17 protein-coding genes and 2 tRNA genes are annotated in these 21,905 nt (G+C 47.7%); 3 read left to right on the top strand and 16 right to left on the bottom strand.

Going from position 1 to position 21,905, the window contains the following annotated elements; translation table 11 throughout:
* Positions 1–28 precede the first annotated feature (28 nt).
* A complete protein-coding gene (locus E2I14_RS00640) occupies positions 29–1,252 on the bottom strand; it encodes a GGDEF domain-containing protein (protein WP_133324424.1) in 1,224 nt (407 codons plus the stop codon).
* Between the two features lie 363 nt (positions 1,253–1,615).
* On the opposite strand from E2I14_RS00640, the gene ahpC reads away from it, so the two are divergent.
* The gene (ahpC, locus tag E2I14_RS00635; RefSeq protein ID WP_133324422.1) at positions 1,616–2,179 is read left to right on the top strand and encodes an alkyl hydroperoxide reductase subunit C; all 564 of its coding nucleotides are present in this window, start codon (positions 1,616–1,618) and stop codon (positions 2,177–2,179) included.
* A 104-nt stretch (positions 2,180–2,283) separates the two neighbouring features.
* Entirely contained in the window at positions 2,284–3,849 is a 1,566-nt protein-coding gene (gene ahpF / locus E2I14_RS00630; protein ID WP_133324420.1) for an alkyl hydroperoxide reductase subunit F, read from the top strand.
* Positions 3,850–3,964: 115 nt separating this feature from the next.
* Here ahpF and E2I14_RS00625 read toward each other — a convergent pair whose 3' ends face one another.
* The 12 genes from E2I14_RS00625 to E2I14_RS00570 all read right to left on the bottom strand — a co-directional run bounded on the left by E2I14_RS00625 (position 3,965) and on the right by E2I14_RS00570 (position 18,220).
* The gene (locus E2I14_RS00625) at positions 3,965–5,053 is read right to left on the bottom strand and encodes a porin (protein ID WP_133324419.1); all 1,089 of its coding nucleotides are present in this window, start codon (positions 5,051–5,053) and stop codon (positions 3,965–3,967) included.
* A gap of 295 nt (positions 5,054–5,348) precedes the next feature.
* Positions 5,349–6,410 (bottom strand): porin, encoded by a 1,062-nt coding sequence (locus tag E2I14_RS00620; protein WP_165967711.1) that lies wholly within the window; start codon positions 6,408–6,410, stop codon positions 5,349–5,351.
* A 190-nt stretch (positions 6,411–6,600) separates the two neighbouring features.
* The gene (gene typA, locus E2I14_RS00615; protein ID WP_133324415.1) at positions 6,601–8,436 is read right to left on the bottom strand and encodes a translational GTPase TypA; all 1,836 of its coding nucleotides are present in this window, start codon (positions 8,434–8,436) and stop codon (positions 6,601–6,603) included.
* 119 nt (positions 8,437–8,555) lie between these two features.
* Positions 8,556–9,491: a tRNA pseudouridine(55) synthase TruB gene (gene truB, locus E2I14_RS00610; protein ID WP_133324413.1), complete on the bottom strand. Its 936-nt coding sequence runs from the start codon at positions 9,489–9,491 to the stop codon at positions 8,556–8,558.
* An 18-nt stretch (positions 9,492–9,509) separates the two neighbouring features.
* Positions 9,510–9,935, bottom strand: a complete 426-nt coding sequence (gene rbfA, locus E2I14_RS00605) for a 30S ribosome-binding factor RbfA (RefSeq protein WP_133324411.1) — start codon at positions 9,933–9,935, stop codon at positions 9,510–9,512.
* Positions 9,936–9,999: 64 nt separating this feature from the next.
* Positions 10,000–12,975, bottom strand: a complete 2,976-nt coding sequence (infB, locus tag E2I14_RS00600; RefSeq protein WP_133324409.1) for a translation initiation factor IF-2 — start codon at positions 12,973–12,975, stop codon at positions 10,000–10,002.
* A 150-nt stretch (positions 12,976–13,125) separates the two neighbouring features.
* Complete coding sequence (gene nusA / locus E2I14_RS00595; RefSeq protein WP_133324407.1) at positions 13,126–14,685, bottom strand: transcription termination factor NusA; 1,560 nt, start codon at positions 14,683–14,685, stop codon at positions 13,126–13,128.
* A complete protein-coding gene (rimP, locus tag E2I14_RS00590; RefSeq protein ID WP_133324405.1) occupies positions 14,682–15,167 on the bottom strand; it encodes a ribosome maturation factor RimP in 486 nt (161 codons plus the stop codon). The genes nusA and rimP overlap by 4 nt, the downstream gene beginning before the upstream one ends.
* Before the next feature lie 202 nt (positions 15,168–15,369).
* Positions 15,370–16,899, bottom strand: a complete 1,530-nt coding sequence (locus E2I14_RS00585; protein ID WP_406675689.1) for a pseudouridine synthase — start codon at positions 16,897–16,899, stop codon at positions 15,370–15,372.
* 5 nt (positions 16,900–16,904) lie between these two features.
* The gene (scpB, locus tag E2I14_RS00580) at positions 16,905–17,720 is read right to left on the bottom strand and encodes an SMC-Scp complex subunit ScpB (RefSeq protein ID WP_133324401.1); all 816 of its coding nucleotides are present in this window, start codon (positions 17,718–17,720) and stop codon (positions 16,905–16,907) included.
* Between the two features lie 287 nt (positions 17,721–18,007).
* Positions 18,008–18,084 (bottom strand) — tRNA-Met (locus tag E2I14_RS00575).
* 59 nt (positions 18,085–18,143) lie between these two features.
* Positions 18,144–18,220, bottom strand: a tRNA-Met gene (locus E2I14_RS00570).
* A 181-nt stretch (positions 18,221–18,401) separates the two neighbouring features.
* On the opposite strand from E2I14_RS00570, the gene E2I14_RS00565 reads away from it, so the two are divergent.
* Complete coding sequence (locus E2I14_RS00565) at positions 18,402–18,962, top strand: NUDIX hydrolase (protein ID WP_133325672.1); 561 nt, start codon at positions 18,402–18,404, stop codon at positions 18,960–18,962.
* A gap of 16 nt (positions 18,963–18,978) precedes the next feature.
* Here the strand turns inward: E2I14_RS00565 and E2I14_RS00560 are convergent, their stop codons facing one another.
* The 3 genes from E2I14_RS00560 to E2I14_RS00550 all read right to left on the bottom strand — a co-directional run bounded on the left by E2I14_RS00560 (position 18,979) and on the right by E2I14_RS00550 (position 21,898).
* The gene (locus E2I14_RS00560; protein ID WP_133324399.1) at positions 18,979–20,232 is read right to left on the bottom strand and encodes an HD-GYP domain-containing protein; all 1,254 of its coding nucleotides are present in this window, start codon (positions 20,230–20,232) and stop codon (positions 18,979–18,981) included.
* Between the two features lie 173 nt (positions 20,233–20,405).
* The gene (locus tag E2I14_RS00555; RefSeq protein ID WP_133324397.1) at positions 20,406–21,200 is read right to left on the bottom strand and encodes a uracil-DNA glycosylase family protein; all 795 of its coding nucleotides are present in this window, start codon (positions 21,198–21,200) and stop codon (positions 20,406–20,408) included.
* Complete coding sequence (locus tag E2I14_RS00550; protein ID WP_133324395.1) at positions 21,200–21,898, bottom strand: type II secretion system protein N; 699 nt, start codon at positions 21,896–21,898, stop codon at positions 21,200–21,202. The genes E2I14_RS00555 and E2I14_RS00550 overlap by 1 nt, the downstream gene beginning before the upstream one ends.
* Between the last annotated feature and the right edge of the window lie 7 nt (positions 21,899–21,905).

Genomic DNA, 21,905 nt, shown 5'->3' with positions numbered 1-21,905 from the left:
CTAAAAGGGATAGTTAGCATGGCCAAATTTAGGCCAGCGCTGCTTTGGGGCGATGAACGTTGTGCATAGGTTCGGTAATGGCATCTGCTTCAAAAGGCGTATTCGCTACGACGCGATTGCGGCCATTTTTCTTAGCTAAGTAGAGTGCTTGATCCGCCTTGTTGACTAACTCATCAAAGCTCTGATGCACGCCTTCGCGCTCAGCAACCCCGATGCTGACGGTAAAGCGTCGTCCTTCTGGCAATTCTGGCAGTGCAATATTGGCAATCCCGTTGCGAATCCGCTCAGCGACTTCGCACGCATGTTTCAATCCAGTATCAGGCAACATGACTAAAAATTCTTCGCCACCATAGCGCGCTAACACGTCTTCAATCCGCAAGCCAGACTGAATCTTATTGGCAATCGCTTTTAATACAGCGTCGCCGGTCGGATGACCAAAAGAGTCATTAATATTTTTAAAGAAATCCGCATCGATCATCAAGACGCTAATTAAATTACCACGTCGATTACTACGAGCAATATCGCGCTCAGCAAGGGTGGCGAGTGCTCTGCGATTTAATAAATTAGTCAGCGGATCGTGCGTGGCTTGACGCTGTAATTCCAACTGCAAACGATGACCTGTAATGACGATCAACATGATCGACTGGGCGAAGCTCAAAATCATCGTGACGATCATTGAGCCGCTATGCCAGATCGAATTTTCTAGCGGGTTATTTAAATTAGAAACATACACGCCTATTAGGTGAATAAATAAGCTCGCCAAATAAGCGCACCCCATGAGGGCGACTAACAACAAGCCGCCGCGCAACTCGTCGCGCTTGGCACCAACGCAGCAGTAAATCAAGTAACCGGAATAAATGCTCGAAGCAAGCACGAACAAAACAATGCGACCGCGTTCTTCCATTCCAGATAAATAACCAATGGCATAAATAATCATCACAGCGGCGCAAAGCACTGTTCCCAAGCGCAGTTTTGGTTGCTTGCCACTAATCATTGCCACGCCAAACGCGATGTGCATATTGCCCCAAACGATGAGCATGTAAGACAGCGTTAACAGCAAACCGGGCGAAATGAAATTACTCAGCAAAACGAGACACAGCCCGGCAGCGACCAAGCCATTGCCGCGCGCCCATGCTGCGACGAAGGAGGAGTTGTAATGCACTTGACGGACGTAAAACATCAACAAGGCTTGAGTAATACTCAGCACGGCAAAAACCAAATAAATTGTGCGCATGTCTAGATTCGCGAACATTGATCTTCCCTCTTGTTTTTCACTGCCACCTCGCCATATAAATTAGCGGGGTAAATGTCACATGAAAAAATGTTTTATTATCTTGCAGCCACTTGATTCCAAGCGTGCTTGCCGTCAGGCAAAGTATAACTGGGCAACAACAGGCTCAGTTAAGTAAAGATTATGAAATGTCGTCACATGATACGCCATTTGATTTTCTTCGCGACAACTAATTAACAGTTTTCATGTTTTTTGCAAATTTATCTCAGAATTCACTTTACGATAGTTAAAATTAATTAAGTTAATTCAATTAATCAATTTTACTAATGTACTGGAATGCCCTACCATGCAGTCTCCTCACTACAACTTATTAAGGAATTCATCATGTCATTAATCAATACCGAAATTAAACCTTTCAATGCAACTGCTTACCACAACGGTAAATTTGTTCCTGTTAGCAACGAAACATTAAAAGGCAAATGGTCTGTATTTGTTTTTTATCCAGCTGACTTCACTTTCGTCTGCCCAACTGAGTTAGGCGATTTGGCTGAGCAATACCCAGAATTCCAAAAATTGGGCGTAGAAATCTACAGCGTTTCAACAGATACTCATTTCGCGCACAAAGCTTGGCACGACACATCCGACACCATCAGCAAAATCACCTACCCAATGTTGGCAGATCCAACATTAGCGTTGTCCCGTAACTTTGAAGTATTGATCGAAGAAGAAGGTCTGGCATTGCGCGGTACTTTCGTAATCAATCCAGAAGGCAAAATCAAAGTTATCGAAGTACACGACAACGGCATCGGTCGTGACGCCAAAGAATTGCTGCGCAAAGTGCAAGCTGCTCAATACGTTGCAGCACATCCAAATGAAGTGTGCCCAGCGAAATGGACACCAGGTGCGCACACATTGACACCATCGTTGGATTTGATCGGCAAGATCTAATAGGCAGTAACAATAAGTCGTTTTAAAAGTCGTTGTAGCATTTAAAACGCAGTGGGCATGCATTGTTGCATGCCCATTCAACCCCGAAGCAAATGGAGCACATTATGTTAGATAGCAACCTCAAAACGCAATTACAGGCTTACTTGCAAAAAGTAACCCAGCCTATCGAACTGGTGGCATCCCTGGACGACAGCGACGTATCACGTGATATGCGTTCCTTGTTGGACGACATCGTGAGTTTGTCGCCACAAATCAGCTTAAAGATGAGTACCGATGCTGCCATGCGCACGCCATCTTTTAGCATCAATCGCCAGAACAAAGACAAAGGCGAAGTCGGCATCCAGTTTGCCGGCATTCCGATGGGCCACGAATTTACCTCACTTGTTTTAGCACTCTTGCAAACAGGTGGACATCCGCCGAAAGTTGACGCCGCAGTGATTGAGCAAATCCAACAATTGGATGGCGACTTTCTGTTCGAAACATATATTTCATTGACCTGCCAAAACTGCCCCGAAGTGGTTCAGTCGCTGAACCTGATGGCGGTCTTAAATCCGCGGGTACGTTCCGTAGTGATCGACGGCGCACTGTTCCAAAAAGAAGTGGAAGAGCGCGAAATCATGGCGGTGCCAACGATCTTTTTAAACGGCAAAGTATTTGACCAAGGTCGCATCAGCATTGAAGAAATTTTAGCTAAATTGGATAGCGGCTTAGAGAAACGCACAGCCGAAAAATTAGATGCCAAAGAACCGTTTGATTTATTGGTTGTTGGCGGTGGTCCAGCAGGTGCAGCAGCAGCGATTTATTCTGCGCGCAAAGGAATACGCACCGGTGTGGTAGCAGATCGTTTTGGCGGCCAGACGTTGGATACGATGTCGATTGAAAACTTCGTCTCAGTTAAAGAAACCGAAGGACCAAAATTTGCTGCAGCGTTGGAGCAGCACGTCAAAACCTACGATGTTGACATCATCAATTTGCAACGCGCTGAAAAGCTAATTCCAGCAACCGTCGACAATCCGTTGACCGAAGTCAAATTAGCGAGCGGCGCGACGTTGAAGGCAAAGACAATCATCCTGGCAACCGGCGCACGCTGGCGCGAAGTGAATGTGCCGGGCGAACAGAAATACCGCAATCAAGGCGTGGCGTATTGCCCGCATTGCGATGGCCCGTTATTTAAAGGTAAGCGCGTTGCCGTGATAGGCGGCGGTAATTCTGGCGTCGAGGCAGCAATTGATTTGGCGGGAATCGTGGCCCACGTAACCTTGTTGGAATTCGGTGCTGAATTGCGTGCTGACGCGGTGTTGCAGCGTAAGTTACGCAGCTTAAACAACGTGACGGTGCATACCAGCGCCCAAACCACTGAAATTACTGGCGACGGCAAACGTGTCAATGGAATTGCCTTTAAAGACTTAACTTCTGGCGAAGCCAAACACGTTGAGTTGGAAGGCGTCTTCGTTCAAATCGGATTAGTGCCCAATACCGAATGGCTCAAAGGTACGTTAGAGTTATCACGTCACGGCGAGATCATTGTCGATGCACGCGGACAAACTTCATTGCCAGGTATTTTTGCAGCGGGCGATGTGACCACGGTTCCATTCAAACAAATCGTGATCGCGGTTGGTGAAGGTGCAAAAGCGGCGTTATCGGCGTTTGATCATTTAATCCGCACCTAATCAGAGCTTAGTTGTCGTTGCGGTAGCGGTGCTAGTCGCATCAGCAGTAAAAAGCCCTGACTTGTTGCTTGAAGCAAGTCAGGGCTTTTTTGTGGGCCAAACGCCATCAGGCCAATTAGAACGCGTGTCGAAGTCCAATCGTAACTCCCGTTACATTAGAAATATACGCGAGCACATTTCCTTGCGCGTCGTAAGTTCTCGGGAATTCATGCGTGTCGTACATATTGCTGAGGTAGCCCTGATCGATTTTGCTGTAATCGGCTTGAATATAAACACTAGTAAATTTTGAAAATTTATAAGCACTCATCAGTGACACGGTATTTCTAACGCCAGATAAATTGCGTTGTTGATCGTGGTAGTAGGCCGCCACCCAATCCACATTGGGCGTCATCGAGTAAATAAAACCGGTATCAATTACCGCATTAGTTTGATCATTTAACCCACTGCGATGATTGAGATAGCCCAAGAATAATTTCACTGGGCGCAAATTAACTGTGCCGCCAATATTCCATATCCGCTCATCGATCACACCATCCGAATCGCGCAATTGTTGGTAAGCAGTGTTTGCGGTAAAAGCGCCAGCCGCATAAGCCAAACTCGCACCAAAATTACGATCTGCTTTAGCATTGCCGGCCTGCTGACCAAAACCGAGCATTAATACGCCGGTGAAATCCCCTACCCGCTTAGCGTAATTCACTGAATTCGACCAACGATTATCGCCGCCGCCATAGTTGTCGTAGATAAAAGAAGGTTGATCCACGTTATACGCACCAAATGGCTCCACGGCGACTTCTGAATTGTAGAGCGGATTATTTTGGCGTCCGATGGTGAGCGATCCGTATTCAGAAGAAAGACCAATCCAAGCTTGGCGGCCAAACAATGTGCCGCCTTGCCCCAACGTGCCCGTTGTGGGATTAAAGCCGCTTTCCAATTTAAAACTGCTTGCAAGTCCGTCGCCTAAATTTTCATTTCCGGTAATTCCCCAACGACTTGAACCCATTGTTCCTTGGCCTATCGTGGTTAGGCTATCGCCTTCGATGTTTTGATTCGAGCGGTAACGCAAACCGGCATCGAGTTGCCCGTAAAAGGACAGATTACTTTGTGCTTCGGCAGTAACGGACAGCGTCAGCAATAGCGCAAACAGCAAAACATAGCGGACTTGCTTACTAACGTTTTCAATGATTGCTTGGTATAGAGTTGTCATAAGCGGGTCTCATTTATCTATCGATTGGAATAGGTCATTGTCGCAATTGCTGCAATTGCCGCAAACACAGCCAATTTCACAATCTCGCTTGGCGTCGAGTTGCGCTGACAGCGGCCAACTAGTCGTCATGCTAAATGCTTTTCACTATTTTTTTATTGTTAAACAGTACTTTTGTTACTAAAAGACAACCGAACTTTGATAAATATTGCTTCGCATATAAAGAAACCGCCAAATTGGCCTGCAATTTGGCGGTTTTTACAACAACTATCAGAGTCCATAAAAGTAACGGTAAAGGTTAAAAGTTATGTCGGATTCCCATCATAAAACTGGTGCGACTCGGTGCAAAGGTGGATATTTCGCCATCACTGTTTTGACTTGCGGGAAATTTCATCGAATCAAAAATATTAAGCGAATAACCCGCGTCGATTTTGCTGTAATCGGTCTGCACATAAACTGCTGTGCGTTCTGAAAACCGGTAAGTCAACATGGCCGAAACCGTTTGCTTTTTACCGTCCACAGCGCGCTGTTTATCGTGGTAATAGCCGCCAATTAATTCCAAATTCGGCTCAATATCGTAAATAAATCCAGTGTGATAGACCTCGTTCTTTTGCGACGTTAATTCACTTTGGTGGTGCAGATAACCCAAAAAGAGTCGGATTGGCTTCAGATAAACGCTGCCGCCGATATTCCACGCCTCGCTCGCAACATACCGCTGGTCATTATGGGCGCGCTGATACGCGGTGTTAAACGTCAGCAATTCATCGGCATACGCCAGACTCGCGCCCCAACTGCGACCGGCCTGAGTATCACCCGCTTTCTCGCCCAATGCCGTCATCAAAACCCCGGTAAAACCACCCGCCGTAGCCGAATACATCAGCGAGTTATCCCAGTTTGTGCCACCACCATAATTGCCGTAGATGAAGGAAGACTCGTAAGGATTAACCAAACCAAATGGCTCAATTGCCCATTCCGCGTTATACAACGGGGTATATTGCCGCCCCACTGTTACTTGCCCAAAAGGACCTTCAATGCCCAGCCAGGATTGCTTTGAGAATAGAACGCTTGCATCCTCGAGCTCACCGGTATCCGGATTTAGTGCGGATTCAAGCGTGAAGATTGCCGCCGTCCCCTTACCCAAATCTTCCCGGCCATTGATGCCCAATTTACTGGTTGCCGAAGCACCGGGCGTGAGTTCGACTAAGTTCGAGCCACTAAGCGTCTGATTGGTACTGTAGCGAACTCCAAGATCAACGGTGCCATACAGGTGAATAGACGATTGGGCTCTGCCTTCCTGATTCGTCCAACAAGCGACGATCACTGCGAGCCGCAGTGCCAGCTTGAAACTATTTTTTGCCATAAGCATTTCCTTATAAAATTCACAACGATCGGAGTCGCGATTTTATAATGATGCAATACTTAAATTGCCAAAAAATTAATCAAATTTACAATTTGTTGTATTAAAACGCCAAAAGTAAAAAACCCGCCAGAACAAGTCGGGCGGGTTTTTATTGCGCAAGCTTATTGCGCTAATTACTAATTTTTAGCAATTACGCTTCGCGAGAAGCTTTTTTACGTTCATGTTCTTTCAAATAACGCTTACGCAAACGAATACTCTTCGGTGTTACTTCAACCAATTCATCGTCTTCAATAAACTCAACAGCGTATTCCAAGCTCATTTGAATTGGCGGAACCAAGCGCACCGCTTCATCAGTACCGGAAGAACGCACGTTCGTTAATTGCTTACCTTTAATTGGGTTCACAACCAAATCGTTATCGCGTGAGTGGATACCGATGATCATGCCTTCGTACACTGGGTCGTTATGCACCACGAACATACGGCCGCGATCTTGTAGTTTCCAGATCGCGTAAGCCACTGCTGCGCCATCGTCTTGGGAAATCAATACACCGTTGCGACGACCAGCCATTTCACCTTTGGAATTATCCACTGGCGCATATTCATCAAACACGTGGCTCATCAAACCAGTACCGCGGGTTAATGTCATGAATTCGCCTTGGAAACCGATCAAGCCACGAGCTGGGATGCGGTATTCCAAACGCACGCGACCTTTGCCGTCTGGTTCCATGTTTTGCAGGTCACCGCGACGACGACCGAGTTCTTCCATCACGCCGCCTTGGTTAGTTTCTTCTACGTCAACGGTCAACATTTCATATGGCTCATGACGCACGCCATCGACCATTTTGAACACAACGCGTGGACGCGAAACGGCCAATTCAAAACCTTCACGACGCATGTTTTCGATCAAGATCGTCAAATGCAATTCGCCGCGACCGGAAACTTCATAAGTCGAATCGTCGTTCTCAGCTTGCACAACGCGCAACGCCATATTCGATTTCAATTCACGATCTAAACGATCACGAATTTGACGAGTCGTTACAAACTTACCTTCACGACCAGCCAAGGGTGAGTTGTTGACCATGAAGTTCATCGTCAATGTTGGTTCATCGATCTTCAACATTGGCAAGGCATCTGGTGTATCTGGCGCGCAAATGGTCGAACCGATACTGATTTCTTCGATACCGTTAATCAACACGATGTCACCGGCTAACGCTTCATCGGCCAATACGCGATCCAAACCTTTAAAGGTTAACACTTGGTTGATACGCGCTTTTGTTGGCTTGTCTTCTGGACCGTTCATCCACACCACGTCTTGCAACGCTTTTACGCGACCACGCAGAATACGGCCAACGCCAATCTTACCGACGTAAGACGAATATTCGAGCGAAGTGATTTGTAATTGCAAAGGACCGTCTGGATCGTCTTCACGTGCTGGAACGTGTTTCAGGATCGCGTCGAACAGCGGCTCCATCGTACCTTCACGCACAGTGTCTTCCAAACCTGCATAGCCTTTAAAGCCGGATGCATACACGATAGGGAAATCTAATTGCTCATCGGTCGCGCCGAGTTTGTCGAACAATTCAAAGGTTGCGTTAACTGCTTTTTGTGGATCGGCATTTTCACGATCGACTTTATTCACCACCACGATAGGCTTCAAACCTAGTGCCAAGGCTTTGCGCGTCACAAAACGCGTTTGCGGCATCGGGCCTTCTTGCGCATCAACCAATAACAAAACACTGTCTACCATCGACAATACGCGCTCAACTTCACCACCAAAGTCGGCGTGGCCTGGGGTATCAACGATATTGATGTGCGTGCCTTTGTATTCAACGGCGCAGTTTTTGGACAGAATCGTGATACCACGTTCTTTTTCAATATCATTGGAATCCATCACACGAGCGTCAACCTGTTGGTTGTCTCGGAATGTGCCTGATTGACGGAGTAACTGATCAACTAGAGTTGTTTTACCGTGATCAACGTGGGCGATGATCGCGATGTTGCGTATTGCGCGTTTTGTGTTTGACATGATAGCGATAGAGGTGAATGGTGAATTCTGGTAACTCGGCATTATAGCATGTTGCATTGCAAAAACTTTGCAACAATTTTAGACATACTCAATTATTTAGTATAGGCAATTGGATGGGTTTAGCCAGAAGTGGATATTAAACGTTCAGGCGCGAGCACCTGATATTCTTGCAACAGACCTGAACCTAGCAATTTATTATCGCTACGTCGATACACCCGCAGTCGGCCTAAGTTTGCGGATAGGGATATTCCTTCTTTTTGCAGCGAAATGCGCTGCCCGTGCAAAAATCGCACAGCTAGCTCGTCGGAGAGGTCAATGGCATCAAAATCCGATAGCAATGTATCAATTGGCTTGAGCAAACCTAAACGCTCGTCCACCGACTTTGATTGCAATGATTCTAACGTGACCGAACCGTCGATCAGCAAACTGCCCACTTGCGTGCGTCGCAGTGCATTCAAATGCGCCCCACAGCCTAAAACGCGGCCTATATCTTCGCCTAAAACACGAATATAGGTGCCTTTCGAACAACTCACTCGCAAGCGCAAAAATGGCGCTTCGTAGCTCAGCAGAGTCAATTCGTGAATCACCACATTACGCGCTTCGCGCTCCAGCGTAATGCCAGCACGCGCGTATTCATACAGCGGCTTACCATCGCGTTTTAATGCCGAATACATCGGCGGCACTTGGGCAATCGGGCCGCGGAATTGTGCCAATACCGCTTCAATTTGTGCGTCGGTCACTGACACTGGAAGCGCCTCAACCACTGCACCCTCGGTGTCGCCAGTCTCGGTTGTAATCCCTAAATGCACAACAGTCTCGTAAGTCTTATCGGCATCCAGTAAATCGTGCGAAAACTTGGTTGCCTCGCCAAAACACAGCGGCAGCAAACCGGTCGCAAACGGATCAAGCGTTCCAGTGTGGCCGGCCTTTTTTGCATTCAACAATCGCTTAGCCTGAATCAATGCGTCGTTACTCGACAAACCAACGGGCTTATCGAGCAACAACACGCCATTGAGCGCATCGCGGATGCGCTTAGTTGGTTTGGCTTGATTCATGGGAGATTGGTGAACGACTTACTCTTTGCTGTCCGATTCAGAACTAACATCGTCTGCTTCGGATTTTGGGTGATCGGCGTTGGTCGCAATTGCTTCATCGATCAATTTCGACATCGCAATTCCGTTCATCGTCGACATGTCGTGCACAAAGTGCAATTGCGGCAAGGTATGAATGTGCAAACGCTTACCTAAGTGCATACGCAAAAAACCAGCCGCATTGTTTAAACAGGTCAGCGTCGTTTTGATTTGTTCGGGTGTGTCGCGCAAGGAGGTGAAATACACTTTTGCATGCGCATAATCGGGAGTAACTTGCACTTCGGTCAGCGTAATCATGCCGACGCGCGGGTCTTTAAGTTCGGCGCTGATGATAAGCGATAAATCACGTTGGATTTGATCGGCTACACGCAATCCGCGACCGGGTATTGATTTACTATTTTTTGCCATTTTATTTGCACTAAACGCTGTGTTGAAGCGGCATTATTTCGTGACCGAAATAATGCCGGAATCATTACAGGGTACGAGCAACCTCTTGAACTTCAAATACTTCGAGTTGATCGCCGACTTGAATATCATTGAAATTCTTCAACGATAAACCGCACTCAAAGCCGGACTTGACTTCTTTAACGTCATCTTTAAAGCGTTTTAACGAATCCAACTCACCAGTCCAAATGACCACGTTGTTGCGTAACAGACGAGTAGAAGAACCACGTTTTACTACGCCTTCGAGTACATAACAACCGGCAATCGCACCGACTTTGCTGATCGTAATCACTTGGCGAATCTCGACCAAGCCCAATGCCTGTTCGCGTTTTTCTGGAGCTAACATGCCCGACATCGCTGCTTTCACATCATCCACGGCATCGTAAATAATGTTGTAGTAACGAATATCGATGCCGTTTGCTTCGGCCAACTTACGAGCGGACGCATCAGCGCGAGTATTAAAGCCAATCAAGACCGCTTTGGAAGCTACTGCCAAGTTGACGTCGGACTCGGAAATACCACCGACAGCTGCGTGCACAACTTGAACGCGCACTTCGGAAGTCGATAATTTTTGCAACGAATGCACCAACGCTTCTTGCGAACCTTGAACGTCTGTTTTGATAATCATCGCCAAGGTTTTGACTTCGCCTTCGCCCATGTTTTCAAACATATTTTCCAGCTTAGCCGCTTGCTGTTTAGCCAGCTTAACGTCACGGTATTTACCCTGACGGAACTGACCAATTTCACGAGCTTTACGCTCGTCGGCCATGACCATGACTTCTTCACCAGCATTTGGCACTTCAGTCAAACCTTGAATCTCAACAGGGATCGAAGGACCGGCTTCTGAAATCGACAAACCGTTTTCATCCAACATCGCACGAACACGGCCATAGGACGAACCAGCCAACACAACGTCACCGCGCTTCAAGGTTCCAGATTGAACCAAAATCGTTGCAACCGGACCGCGACCTTTATCCAAACGAGCCTCAACAACCAAGCCACGTGCAGGTGCATCTTTAGCAGCTTTTAACTCTAAAACTTCGGCTTGCAGCAAGACGTTTTCAAGCAATTCGTCGATACCTTGACCTGTTTTAGCAGAGACAGACACGAATGGGGAATCGCCACCGTATTCTTCTGGCAAGACGTTTTCTGCAATCAATTCTTGCTTAACGCGGTCGAGGTTTCCGCCCGGCTTATCAATCTTATTGATCGCAACCACTAACGGAACACCAGCAGCTCTTGCGTGAGCAATCGCTTCTTTGGTTTGCGGCATCACGCCATCGTCAGCTGCCACCACCAAAATAACGATATCGGTTGCCTTAGCACCACGCGCACGCATCGCGGTAAACGCTTCGTGGCCCGGTGTATCTAAGAAAGTGATCATGCCGCGCGGTGTTTCAACGTGGTATGCGCCGATATGCTGAGTAATTCCACCCGCTTCGCCGGAAGCCACTTTGGCGCGACGAATGTAATCAAGCAAACTTGTTTTACCGTGATCAACGTGACCCATGACGGTCACAACAGGAGCGCGTGGGAATACTTGATATTCGGTCTGCACACCGCCGTCAACCAACATTGCTTCAGGATCATCAAGCTTGGCGGCAAACGCTTTGTGGCCCATTTCTTCAACCAAAATCAGCGCAGTTTCCTGATCCAATACTTGGTTAATGGTGACCATCTGGCCTAATTTCATTAATTGCTTAATGACTTCAGACGCTTTGACCGACATCTTGTGCGCTAACTCTGCGACCGTAATTGTCTCTGGAACGTAGACATCTTTGACCACCGCTTCAACCGGTGCTTGGAAGTTTGTCTCGCGTTCTTCTACGTGCGAGCCGCGACGAGAATTTTTACCGCCGGCGCGCCAGCCTTCACGACCACCTGGAGCTGCTGTGGTATTGCCGCGTGTTTTTAAGCCTTTTTTCTTGGCTGAATCTTCTTGCCAAGTCGAAGAAACGTTGGCCGATTTAATCGATTTTTTATCGACTACGACGACTTTTTTCTCTTCTTTTTTCTCAACTGGTTTTTTATCAGTTGGTTTGTGTAATGTACCTTCGGATGTCTTCGCAGGTTTTGGTGCTTCAACCGGAGCTGGAGCTGGTGCTTTGACTGGCTTGCGCTGGGTACTCATCATGGCTTTGATCTGAGCCACTTCGTCCGCGACCACTTTACGCGCCATCTCGGTTGCTGCGGCTTTTTCGGTCGCGATTTTGGTCGCTTCTTTGGCGGCAACTACACCAGCGGCGGCTTTCTTGGCTTCATCGGCTTCGGCTTCTTCGGCCAAACGCTTAGTCACTTCGCCTGCAACGATCTTAGTATCAGCAACCACCGGAGCTGCAACCGCATCAACTGGTTTGGCTGCGTCTACTGCATCGACGGCCTTAGCGGCTTTAGCTGCTGGCTTGCGCTTAACTTGGGCAGCTTGCAATTTGGCAGCATCTTCTTGCGCAGCAGCGCGTTTAGCCGCCGATTGAGCAGCCAACTCCGCCTCTTTGGCCGCAGCCAATTCAGCTTCTTGCATGGCTTTAGTTTGGATTTCTTTTTCAGCTTCTAAACGAGCCAAGTGCTGCTGCTTTTCAATCAGCGCAGCTTCTTGCTTCGCGCGCAACTCATCCGCCAAACGATCTTCTTCAGCTTGTTTTGCGAGTTCAGCTGGATCGATGGCCGGTGCGACTGGCTTTTCAATTTCAGGAATAGTTTCGTCACGTTTGACAAACGTGCGTTTTTTACGGACTTCAACTTGGATGGTGCGAGACTTACCGGTCGCATCAGCTTGTTTGATTTCAGTTGTTTCTTTACGAGTCAACGTGATTTTTTTAGTATCGCCATCGGCTTCAACACCGTGGGTACGACGCAAATGGTCAAGTAAACGTTCTTTGTCTTCTTTCGACAAAGCGTCAGAGGTTGAACCCTTGACTACGCCTGCTGAACGCAGTTGGGTTAGCAGCACATCGGCTGACATCTTAAGCTCGGTGGCAAATTGGGCTACATTATTACTCGCCATTCAGTCCTCTTTTTCTATGTGGCGCGGTGGATGACTCAAGTTTTTCACGGTAGTCAACCATTACTCATAGGATTTATCAGTATTGTTCAATCGGTGTTTCAATTAGCCTAAGTACCAGCCAACACCGAATGAACAATTCTACACAAGTCCCTATTTAGTTTCCGTGATACTCCAAGCTTTGGCCAAAATGGCTTTCGCGTGGTCATCATACTTAGCGTCGATGAGTTTCATTTCATCATCGGTTACATCTTCAAACTCGTTCTTGATCAGTTGGCGTGCGCGTTCTGTCGATAAGGCTAAAATCGCGCCGAATTCGTCATAAGCTAACGCAGCAAATGCGGCCAACGTTTTGACATCCGCCAAACCTAATTTACCGGCAGTTACACGATCCATGCCAGGCAAATTGATCAATGCATCTTCAACGCCGTCAACGCCTTCTTCCGAAGCGATTGCTTCAGAAACGATGGCATCGCGAGCACGATTGCGCAATTCATTGACGGTGTCTTCGTCCAACGCTTCGATCTCTAACATTTCGCTAATTGGCACGTAAGCGATTTCTTCTAAACTGGAGAAACCTTCGTCCACCAAAATGTCAGCAACTTCTTGATCAACATCGAGTTTTTGCATAAACAAAGCGCGGATTCCGGCAGTTTCTTGCTCGGATTTACTCGCGGATTGCTCGGCCGTCATGATATTGATTTGCCAGCCAGTTAATTCTGCTGCCAAGCGCACGTTTTGACCGCTGCGGCCAATCGCAATCGCCAAGTTTTCATCATCAACCACCACGTCCATCGCATGTTTTTCTTCATCAACAACGATGGAAGAAACGTTTGCGGGAGCTAACGCGCCAATCACAAATTGCGCTGGATCTTCGGACCACAATACGATATCAACACGCTCGCCGCCCAATTCACCAGTCACAGCCTGAACACGTGAACCGCGCATACCTACGCAAGTACCGATTGGGTCAATACGTTGATCGTTGGTGTACACCGCGATTTTTGCACGCACACCTGGATCACGTGCGGCCGATTTCACTTCTAATGAACCCTGCTCGATCTCTGGCACTTCGAGTTCAAACAATTTCATAATGAATTCTGGTGCAGTACGGGACAAAATAACTTGTGGGCCGCGAGCATTACGATCAATACGCAAAATGTAAGCACGTACTCGGTCGCCGATACGCAAGTTTTCTTTTGGGATCATTTGGTCGCGTGGCAAACGGGCTTCGATTTTGCCTGATTCCACCACGGCTTCACCGCGTTCCATGCGCTTGATCGTGCCGGTTACTAATGAATCACCGCGTTCCAAGAAGTCAGCCAAAATTTGCTCACGCTCAGCATCACGAACGCGTTGCAACATAACTTGCTTAGCGTCTTGCGCGAAACGGCGGCCAAAATCAACCGATTCAATCGCTTCTTCGATGTATTCATCCACTTCGATATCTGGATACTGTTCCAGCGCTTCGAAATGCAAAATCTCTTGATCGGGCAATTGCAAACCAGCGTCATCAGGAACCACATGCCAACGTCGGAAAGATTCAAACTGACCACCCTCACGGTCGATCGTGACGCGAATATCGACATCACCTTCGTAACGTTTCTTGGTTGCCTGCGCTAACGCATGCTCCAGGGCGCCGAATACAATTTCCTTATCTACGTTTTTTTCACGCGCTAAGGCATCAACCAACAATAAAACTTCGCGACTCATGCTTTGCGACTCCTAAAATCGACTTGTGGCACCAAACGCGCCTTTTCCACATCGGCTAACGCAAATTCAAGCATAGCCGCCCCATCTTTATTTTCAAATTCCAACATCAAGGTTTCCCCAACTGGCATACGAATCACACCTTCGTAGGTTTTACGATTCGATGTGCCAGCCAATGGCACACGTAATTTTATAATTGCTTCTTGGTCCGCAAATCGAATGTAATCGGACAATTTATTGAGCGGTCTATCAAGCCCTGGAGAGGACACTTCAAGACGCTCATAATTTGCATTTTCAACCGTTAATACATGACTCAATTGATGGCTAACGGTGGCACAATCCTCCACCGTGATTTGGCCGCGATCTGCCTGCTCAAAAGAAAAATCAATGTACACACGCAGCAAACCCTTGGCTGCCATCTCAAACTCAACGAGTTCGTAGCCAAGTCCCGCGACAGTTTTTTCAATCAAGGCATGCAAATACAAAACAATTCTCCGATAACAATTTCAACTTATTGCAACCACATAGTGAATTGCAAAAAAAAAATGGGCATGAGCCCATCTTCTTTTTTTGTGGTTTTCGACTTAGATTCAAGCCAGAAAACTCAGTAACTATCAGATTATAAACGAAAACTTATTACCTGACAATGCAAAAGTAGGGATAACTCATCATAGTGCAACAATTTCATCAGCCTCGCGCACGCTTGCGCGGAATTCCTTGATAGTTATTGGCAGGAGCCGCCGAACCTGCGCTGCGCGACCTGCGCTGCGGCGCCGCGGGGAAGCCCAAAGCAGTTTGCAACGGATCGGGCTGGCGACTGCGTTGAGGCTTGGCTTTGCCGCCACCAACCGAATCTTGTGATTTTGCAAAGCGTGGGGCCCGCTCGCTGCCTGCCGAATTGCCATTAGCAGAACCATATCCTTGTCCACCAAAGCGGCCATTCGGACTGGCTTTGGGCGCGCGACCCGGACCAGTGCGCTCTTCGCGCCCTGCCTTCGCTTCTTTTTCCAGTCCACACAGTTTTAACAATTCACGCGCTGCATTTTCTTCTAATTCTTCCCAGCGGCCACGCTTCAAATTTGGTGGCAACGTCATCACGCCGTAACGAGTACGAATCAGGCGAGAAACGGTTAAACCGATGGCCTCAAACATCCGGCGTACTTCGCGATTACGCCCCTCACCGATGACAACGCGATACCATTTGTTGACCCCGTCGCCGCCGCCATCGCTGACTTTCGAGAATTGCGCTAAACCGTCTTCCAACTCAACGCCGCTTAATAATTTTTGACGCATACCCTCTTCAAGCGTCCCCAAGGTACGAACCGCGTATTCGCGCTCAATACCGTAACGAGGATGCATTAATCGATTCGCCAAATCGCCTGAAGTCGTGAATAACAACAAACCTTCCGTATTGAAATCCAAGCGGCCAACAGCCAGCCATTTGCCGGTTTTCATCGTTGGCAAACTAGAGAAAACAGATTCGCGTCCCTCTGGATCGTTAGTACTCACAATTTGCCCTGCAGGCTTGTGATACACCAAAACACGCGGCGGTTTTTTATTGATTTTGCGTTGAATCACTTTGCCGTTAATACGAACCATGTCGGTAGGCAAAATGCGCTGTCCGATGTGCGCTGGCTCACCATTGACTGACACGCGACCAGCGACAATTAATTCTTCCATATCGCGCCGTGAACCCAAACCGGCTTCGGCTAAAACCTTATGTAATTTAGGTGCATCGTCATCGGAAGTTAAGTCGCGGCGCGCTGATTTAGCCGGACCAGAGCGACCGTTAGATTTGGCATCATGTGCTTGGTCGTAGGCATCTGAAGTGACGAAAGAAAAAATATCATCAGGGGAATTCGAGGATTTTGCAGAAGCTGATTTTGCATGTTGGCGAGAACCGGCTTTTGCTCTCGGGGAATCACCATGTTTAGCATTACGTGGGCCATTTTTACTCGCCGCATTCGGATGGCGGCGTGGCGCTTTCGCTTCGCCTTGTTGCGCGTCCGAGCTTGTGCCCAACGAAGCGGAATCGGCGGCAGAAAATTGAGTTGAGTTACTTGGCGCGCTAGTTTCAGTGCGCTCGCTACGAGCCCGACGCATCATTCTTGGCCCGCGCACGCCGTGTTTTTTCTCGCGCGGCTTGTCGGATTTTGTCGTTATTCCCGACTCAACATTATCGTTCGGCATTGCGTCTTCTGTCGTTTTAGTTGACATCGTTTTCATTCTTGGTTGGGTTCGCTAGAATCTTCTTTAGTATGAAGTTCTGGCGTTTGGTCATCGGATATTAAGACAGCAATTTGGGAAACATCTTGCGTTTCAACCAAACTAGCATCTTCCGTATTTACTGCGCTAATTGGCGCAGCTTCGTTTTCTTGAATTGCATCCCCTGAGACGGGAGCAACTTCTTCTTCGGTAAAATTCATCGTGGCTTGAGACAAATTTTCCTGTAAATGTTCTTCAAGGATTGCCAAATGCGCCGCATCGCTATCTTTCATCATTTCTTGCGAAACGGCCTGCAATGGCGGCAATTGCTCTAATGATTCAAGGCCTAGATCATCGAGAAACTGTTTTGTCGAGGCAAACAACGCTGGACGCCCAGGAACATCGCGATGCCCAACAGTTTCAATCCAACCGCGGTCTTCCAACATACGAATTGTTTGCGCATTGACTGTGACGCCGCGAATTTCTTCAATATCGCCGCGCGTGACTGGCTGCTTATAAATAATGATTGCCAGCGTTTCTAGCGCAGCACGTGAATATTTAGGCGGCTTTTCTGGATTCATTCGATCCAAATATTTACGCATTAACGGCTTGCTTTGAAAACGCCAACCGGTTGACAGGCTCACCAATTCAATTCCACGCTCCTGCCAATCGGTGCGCAGCATTCCCAACATTAATTTGAGCGCATCGTTTCCAATGACATCATCGGACGATGATTCATCCACAAAAAGCTTTTTCATGGAATGCAAAGTAAGCGGCTCATGCGCGCATAGCAGAGCAGTTTCGAGGACTATTTTGGCCTCAGCAGTATTCATGTGCAACTCTTTAGCAGCTAAATGAAGGGAAGCGTGTTTATTGGGGGCGTGTACTTTGCTCAACCCAAATCCGGATTCACCGAATTTCACCCGAAACCTAGTAAGAATTAACTAGGTTGGGGACTGTACAGATTACGTACGCAGATAACCTAAAAACGTTAGTTTGGCTCGTACATTTCAGGTGAAATTGTAAACGATTATTTTAAGATCACAAGCGAATTCAAATGACGAAAAGCATGAAAAATTAAACTTTAACAAAAAGGCCACGAATCTCGTGGCCTTTTGATTGGTTGCGGGGACAGGATTTGAACCTATGACCTTCGGGTTATGAGCCCGACGAGCTGCCAGACTGCTCCACCCCGCGTCTGTAATTGAAACTACGCTAGGCGTCGTTTAAATCTTGTTTACTACTTACTACGAATTTGGTTGCGGGGACAGGATTTGAACCTATGACCTTCGGGTTATGAGCCCGACGAGCTGCCAGACTGCTCCACCCCGCGTCTGAGAGGTCACACTATAATCGAATGACGCCTTAGAGGCAAGGTATTTCTTCCTTTTAGCGCATATTTCTCGAAAAAATTAGCAAAATCCATGCCTGATCTACATTTATTTTAGCCACGGATAATCGAAATCCACCTAAAATAGCTATTCGCCATTTTTTCCAACTATGAATAGATCATGATGAAATTTTGCTCTGAATGCGCGCATCCAGTTTCACTGAAAATCCCCGCCGACGATAACCGTCTGCGCTACGTTTGCGATCATTGCAATACGATTCATTATGAAAATCCCAAATTAGTGGTTGGCAGCATTCCCGTTTGGGAAAAGGATGGAAAAATCAGCGTTCTGTTATGCAAGCGCGCCATTGAACCGCGTTATGGCTATTGGACCTTACCAGCAGGTTTTATGGAGAATGGCGAGACTACTAGCGAAGCAGCGTTGCGCGAGACGGAGGAAGAAGCTGGCGCAAGCGTTGAGTTGCACGAGCTTTTTAGTATGCTCAATGTAGCGCATGTCGATCAAGTCCACCTTTTTTATCGCGCCACGCTGAAAAATTTGAATTACGCTGCCGGAGTTGAAAGTTTGGCGGTCGAATTGTTTGATGAAGCCAGCATTCCTTGGGATGACATTGCTTTCCCAACAATCACACACACGTTAAGATTTTTGTTCGCGGACCTCAACGCCGACAAGCCAAGACCATTTCAATTGCATTGCCACGATATTATTAAAGCGAAGAAATGAATCGTGGCAGTTCGGATTAATTGACGTGCTTAGCAGCGTCACCCAACCAATACACATCAATATTTTTAAAGCCCCATTTGCTGGCCATTTCTCGGGACACAATTTTGTCTTGCTCACCTTCTTTGGACAAATCAATTAGCACCGGCGGAATCGGGCTCATGGATTTGCTGGAATAGAACACGCGAACTATCGGCTGCAATAATGAACTTTCCGTTTGCTCGACCACGACGCCCATGCGCCCCGATTTCAACATAACTAACGAGCCAGCTGGATAAATACCAATGCTGCGCACAAATGCTTGAAATACCTTGTCGTCGAAATGCTTGTTGCTCCACTCGGCCATTTTCTTGATCGATTCAGCCGGGCACCAGCCTTGTTTGTAGGGGCGGTTGGACGTGATGGCATCGTAGACATCGCACACCGCGCCCATTTTTGCCATCAAGCTAATCTTGTCGCCATCGAGCCGCTTCGGATATCCGCTGCCGTCAATTTTTTCGTGATGGTGCAGGCAAACATCTAGCACGACGGGACTCATTGATTCGGTTTTGATTAGCATTTCGTAGCCATCCATTGGATGCCGCTTAACGGTATCGAATTCTGCGTCAGTTAATTTGCCGGGCTTATTGAGCACATCGACCGGAATCATCATTTTGCCGATGTCGTGCAGCAGTCCTGCCATACCCGCTTCTTTGACTTCTTCTTCGCTAAGCTTTAACTGTTTGGCGAGTGCGATCATCAAGGCGCATACCGCAACCGAGTGCATGTAGGTGTAATCATCTTTGGTTTTTAAGCGAGCCAATCCAATTAAAGCACCCGCATTGCGCGCCATCGAAGCGGATATTTCCTCAACCAACGGTTGCATACTTTCGAGCTTGACCGCATTGCCCATGCGCGCTTCTTTGAACATCGACATCACGGCGCGCTTGCTGTTGGCCACTACTTTACTGGCGCGATCCAACTCTTGATCCATCGACACCGGTGTTTCTGCCACCACAACCGGTTTAGGCTCTTCTTTGATGGGCGCGACCACAACCACGGGTTCTGGCGCTGGCTCAGGTTCAGGTACTTTTGCTTCGTCAACCAATACATCCAATCCTTTGGCCGTATTGATAATGAGTTCAGCAATGTTGCTGGAAACGATTGAGTTAAATGTGTCTTGATTTTCGATCAAGAACGATTTTTTCCAAAACGGGTGATCAATCCACGAACCACAAAATTCATGCACAAACATTCCCTGCCGCAATTGCTGGATGTTAATCTTTTTTAGCATGTTGAATTAATAAGAAATGAAAATGATAGTCAAATCAAAAACACGCTATCGAATTGCGTATATCCCAGTCGAAACAAGTTTCGTTTGGATTCATTATAGAAACTGGATTGAAGAAGAAAAGTGCCAAATATCAACTAAATTCGATAAATCAGTGAAAGTTGGTCAAAATTGCCTTAAGAATGCTGTTGTTTCAACAAGTGCAATGGTGCAAACAGCGTTTGCATGGCTGGATTGGTGATGAAAGAGAGATTGTAAGGATGCTCAGAAGCAATTGCCTCGAACTGCTGCGCCTCGGGAAGATCGACAATTTTTTCAGCGATTTTGCCCCATAGAATTAATTTGGGCTTGGTTGCTTGTTGTGCTAATGCTTGCAGGATGACGCGCAAAAATGGCCGCCACGCTTTGGCATCGAGCGCCGGTGCGACTTCCTTGCGGAACACTAAGCTAGCATTAAGCAGCAAGAAACCATGTGCCAGCATGTTGCTTTGCAATTCCGCTCCGGTTTGTATCCATTTCGCAGGACTGGTAAGGGCTAAATCCGCGATTGGTTGCAATGCACCGCCAGCGGTGTTGTCTGGCTCCAAATGGCCTTCGGCAACCAACATCATCTTGATGAAATTGCGCAGTGAGGTAGCGCGATTGACTGCTTTTGATAAGCCCGTACCGGCTTGCCACAGCGATTGCACCGCGCCATCCATAAAGCACACGCCAGTTGCACTTTCTTCTCTGGGATAAGGGCCTTCGCCGAATAACACGTAATTGGTGGCATCGATAGGCAAGCTAAACGCGGCGAATAATCGATTTTGCGTTGGCAAAAATTGCCCCTGCGCTAGTTCAGTTAAATAATTGGGCTGGCTGTGCTGCACAGCCAATAAGCCAGCTCGCAATGCACTGTTCCAACTGGGATGCGCTTGGCGCAGCGCGAGCTCGATAGATTCAGGAAACAGCACGCGTTCCATCGGAGTCATCAGCGGTCTTGCTGATTTGGAGTCGGATTTACTTGATCGGTGGCAGCTGGTTTTAACGGTACAAAACTGGGGGTAAAACTCGCTGTACCAGGCGGAAAGTTCGGCGGCGTAGTCGTTGACGGCAACGTCATTACATTGGGTGTCGCAGACATTCCCGGCATACTTGGCTTGCCTTGCGGATTAAATCGCGGTCTGATATTACCGCCGTGCACCGCAGCGTTATCTTCCACAGCGTTCGGAACAGCCGCCGCGGTCGGCACGATTGGAGCCATCGGAGCTATTGGACTTTGAAAACCGGACGAGACAGATTTGGCGTCTTGCGGCAAATCGACCCGCTTACTGACTCCGTTATCGAGCAACAACACATAATCCGCATGAACTTCTACCAAGCGCACGCCGTTGCTGATCTCGGTATCCATCGGATATGCCTGTGTCGCTTTGCCATCCACCGCAATGATTGCCACGCTTTGCTTCATTGGATTGGCCAACACAATACCTTTGAGTTGGTAGTTTGAAGCGACCGTCAACGCGCCACCAAACAATGTGGCAACGCTCTCGACATCAGCGACTTGCACCACGGGTGGAGGAGCAATAATTTTACGGACGGGTGGTTTAATGAATTGCAGCACCCAATAACTGGCACTCACGCACAGCAACGCAAATAGCACCACACTACTAATTAGAGGTATTTTTTTCATGTAATTC

The organism is Sapientia aquatica (assembly GCF_004358105.1).
In the GTDB taxonomy this organism is placed as follows: Bacteria; Pseudomonadota; Gammaproteobacteria; order Burkholderiales; family Burkholderiaceae_D; genus Solimicrobium; species Solimicrobium aquaticum.
Note: the sequence above shows the minus strand (reverse complement) of the source record. Positions and strands in the feature narration are given on the sequence as shown.

What these genes read in the sequence shown, in the direction of transcription:
- E2I14_RS00640 (WP_133324424.1), bottom strand. Translation starts at nt 1,252, where the DNA reads ATGTTCGCGAATCTAGACATGCGCACAATTTATTTGGTTTTTGCCGTG.
- ahpC (WP_133324422.1), top strand. Translation starts at nt 1,616, where the DNA reads ATGTCATTAATCAATACCGAAATTAAACCTTTCAATGCAACTGCTTAC.
- ahpF (WP_133324420.1), top strand. Translation starts at nt 2,284, where the DNA reads ATGTTAGATAGCAACCTCAAAACGCAATTACAGGCTTACTTGCAAAAA.
- E2I14_RS00625 (WP_133324419.1), bottom strand. Translation starts at nt 5,053, where the DNA reads ATGACAACTCTATACCAAGCAATCATTGAAAACGTTAGTAAGCAAGTC.
- E2I14_RS00620 (WP_165967711.1), bottom strand. Translation starts at nt 6,410, where the DNA reads ATGGCAAAAAATAGTTTCAAGCTGGCACTGCGGCTCGCAGTGATCGTC.
- typA (WP_133324415.1), bottom strand. Translation starts at nt 8,436, where the DNA reads ATGTCAAACACAAAACGCGCAATACGCAACATCGCGATCATCGCCCAC.
- truB (WP_133324413.1), bottom strand. Translation starts at nt 9,491, where the DNA reads ATGAATCAAGCCAAACCAACTAAGCGCATCCGCGATGCGCTCAATGGC.
- rbfA (WP_133324411.1), bottom strand. Translation starts at nt 9,935, where the DNA reads ATGGCAAAAAATAGTAAATCAATACCCGGTCGCGGATTGCGTGTAGCC.
- infB (WP_133324409.1), bottom strand. Translation starts at nt 12,975, where the DNA reads ATGGCGAGTAATAATGTAGCCCAATTTGCCACCGAGCTTAAGATGTCA.
- nusA (WP_133324407.1), bottom strand. Translation starts at nt 14,685, where the DNA reads ATGAGTCGCGAAGTTTTATTGTTGGTTGATGCCTTAGCGCGTGAAAAA.
- E2I14_RS00585 (WP_406675689.1), bottom strand. Translation starts at nt 16,899, where the DNA reads ATGTCAACTAAAACGACAGAAGACGCAATGCCGAACGATAATGTTGAG.
- scpB (WP_133324401.1), bottom strand. Translation starts at nt 17,720, where the DNA reads ATGAATACTGCTGAGGCCAAAATAGTCCTCGAAACTGCTCTGCTATGC.
- E2I14_RS00565 (WP_133325672.1), top strand. Translation starts at nt 18,402, where the DNA reads ATGAAATTTTGCTCTGAATGCGCGCATCCAGTTTCACTGAAAATCCCC.
- E2I14_RS00560 (WP_133324399.1), bottom strand. Translation starts at nt 20,232, where the DNA reads ATGCTAAAAAAGATTAACATCCAGCAATTGCGGCAGGGAATGTTTGTG.
- E2I14_RS00555 (WP_133324397.1), bottom strand. Translation starts at nt 21,200, where the DNA reads ATGACTCCGATGGAACGCGTGCTGTTTCCTGAATCTATCGAGCTCGCG.
- E2I14_RS00550 (WP_133324395.1), bottom strand. Translation starts at nt 21,898, where the DNA reads ATGAAAAAAATACCTCTAATTAGTAGTGTGGTGCTATTTGCGTTGCTG.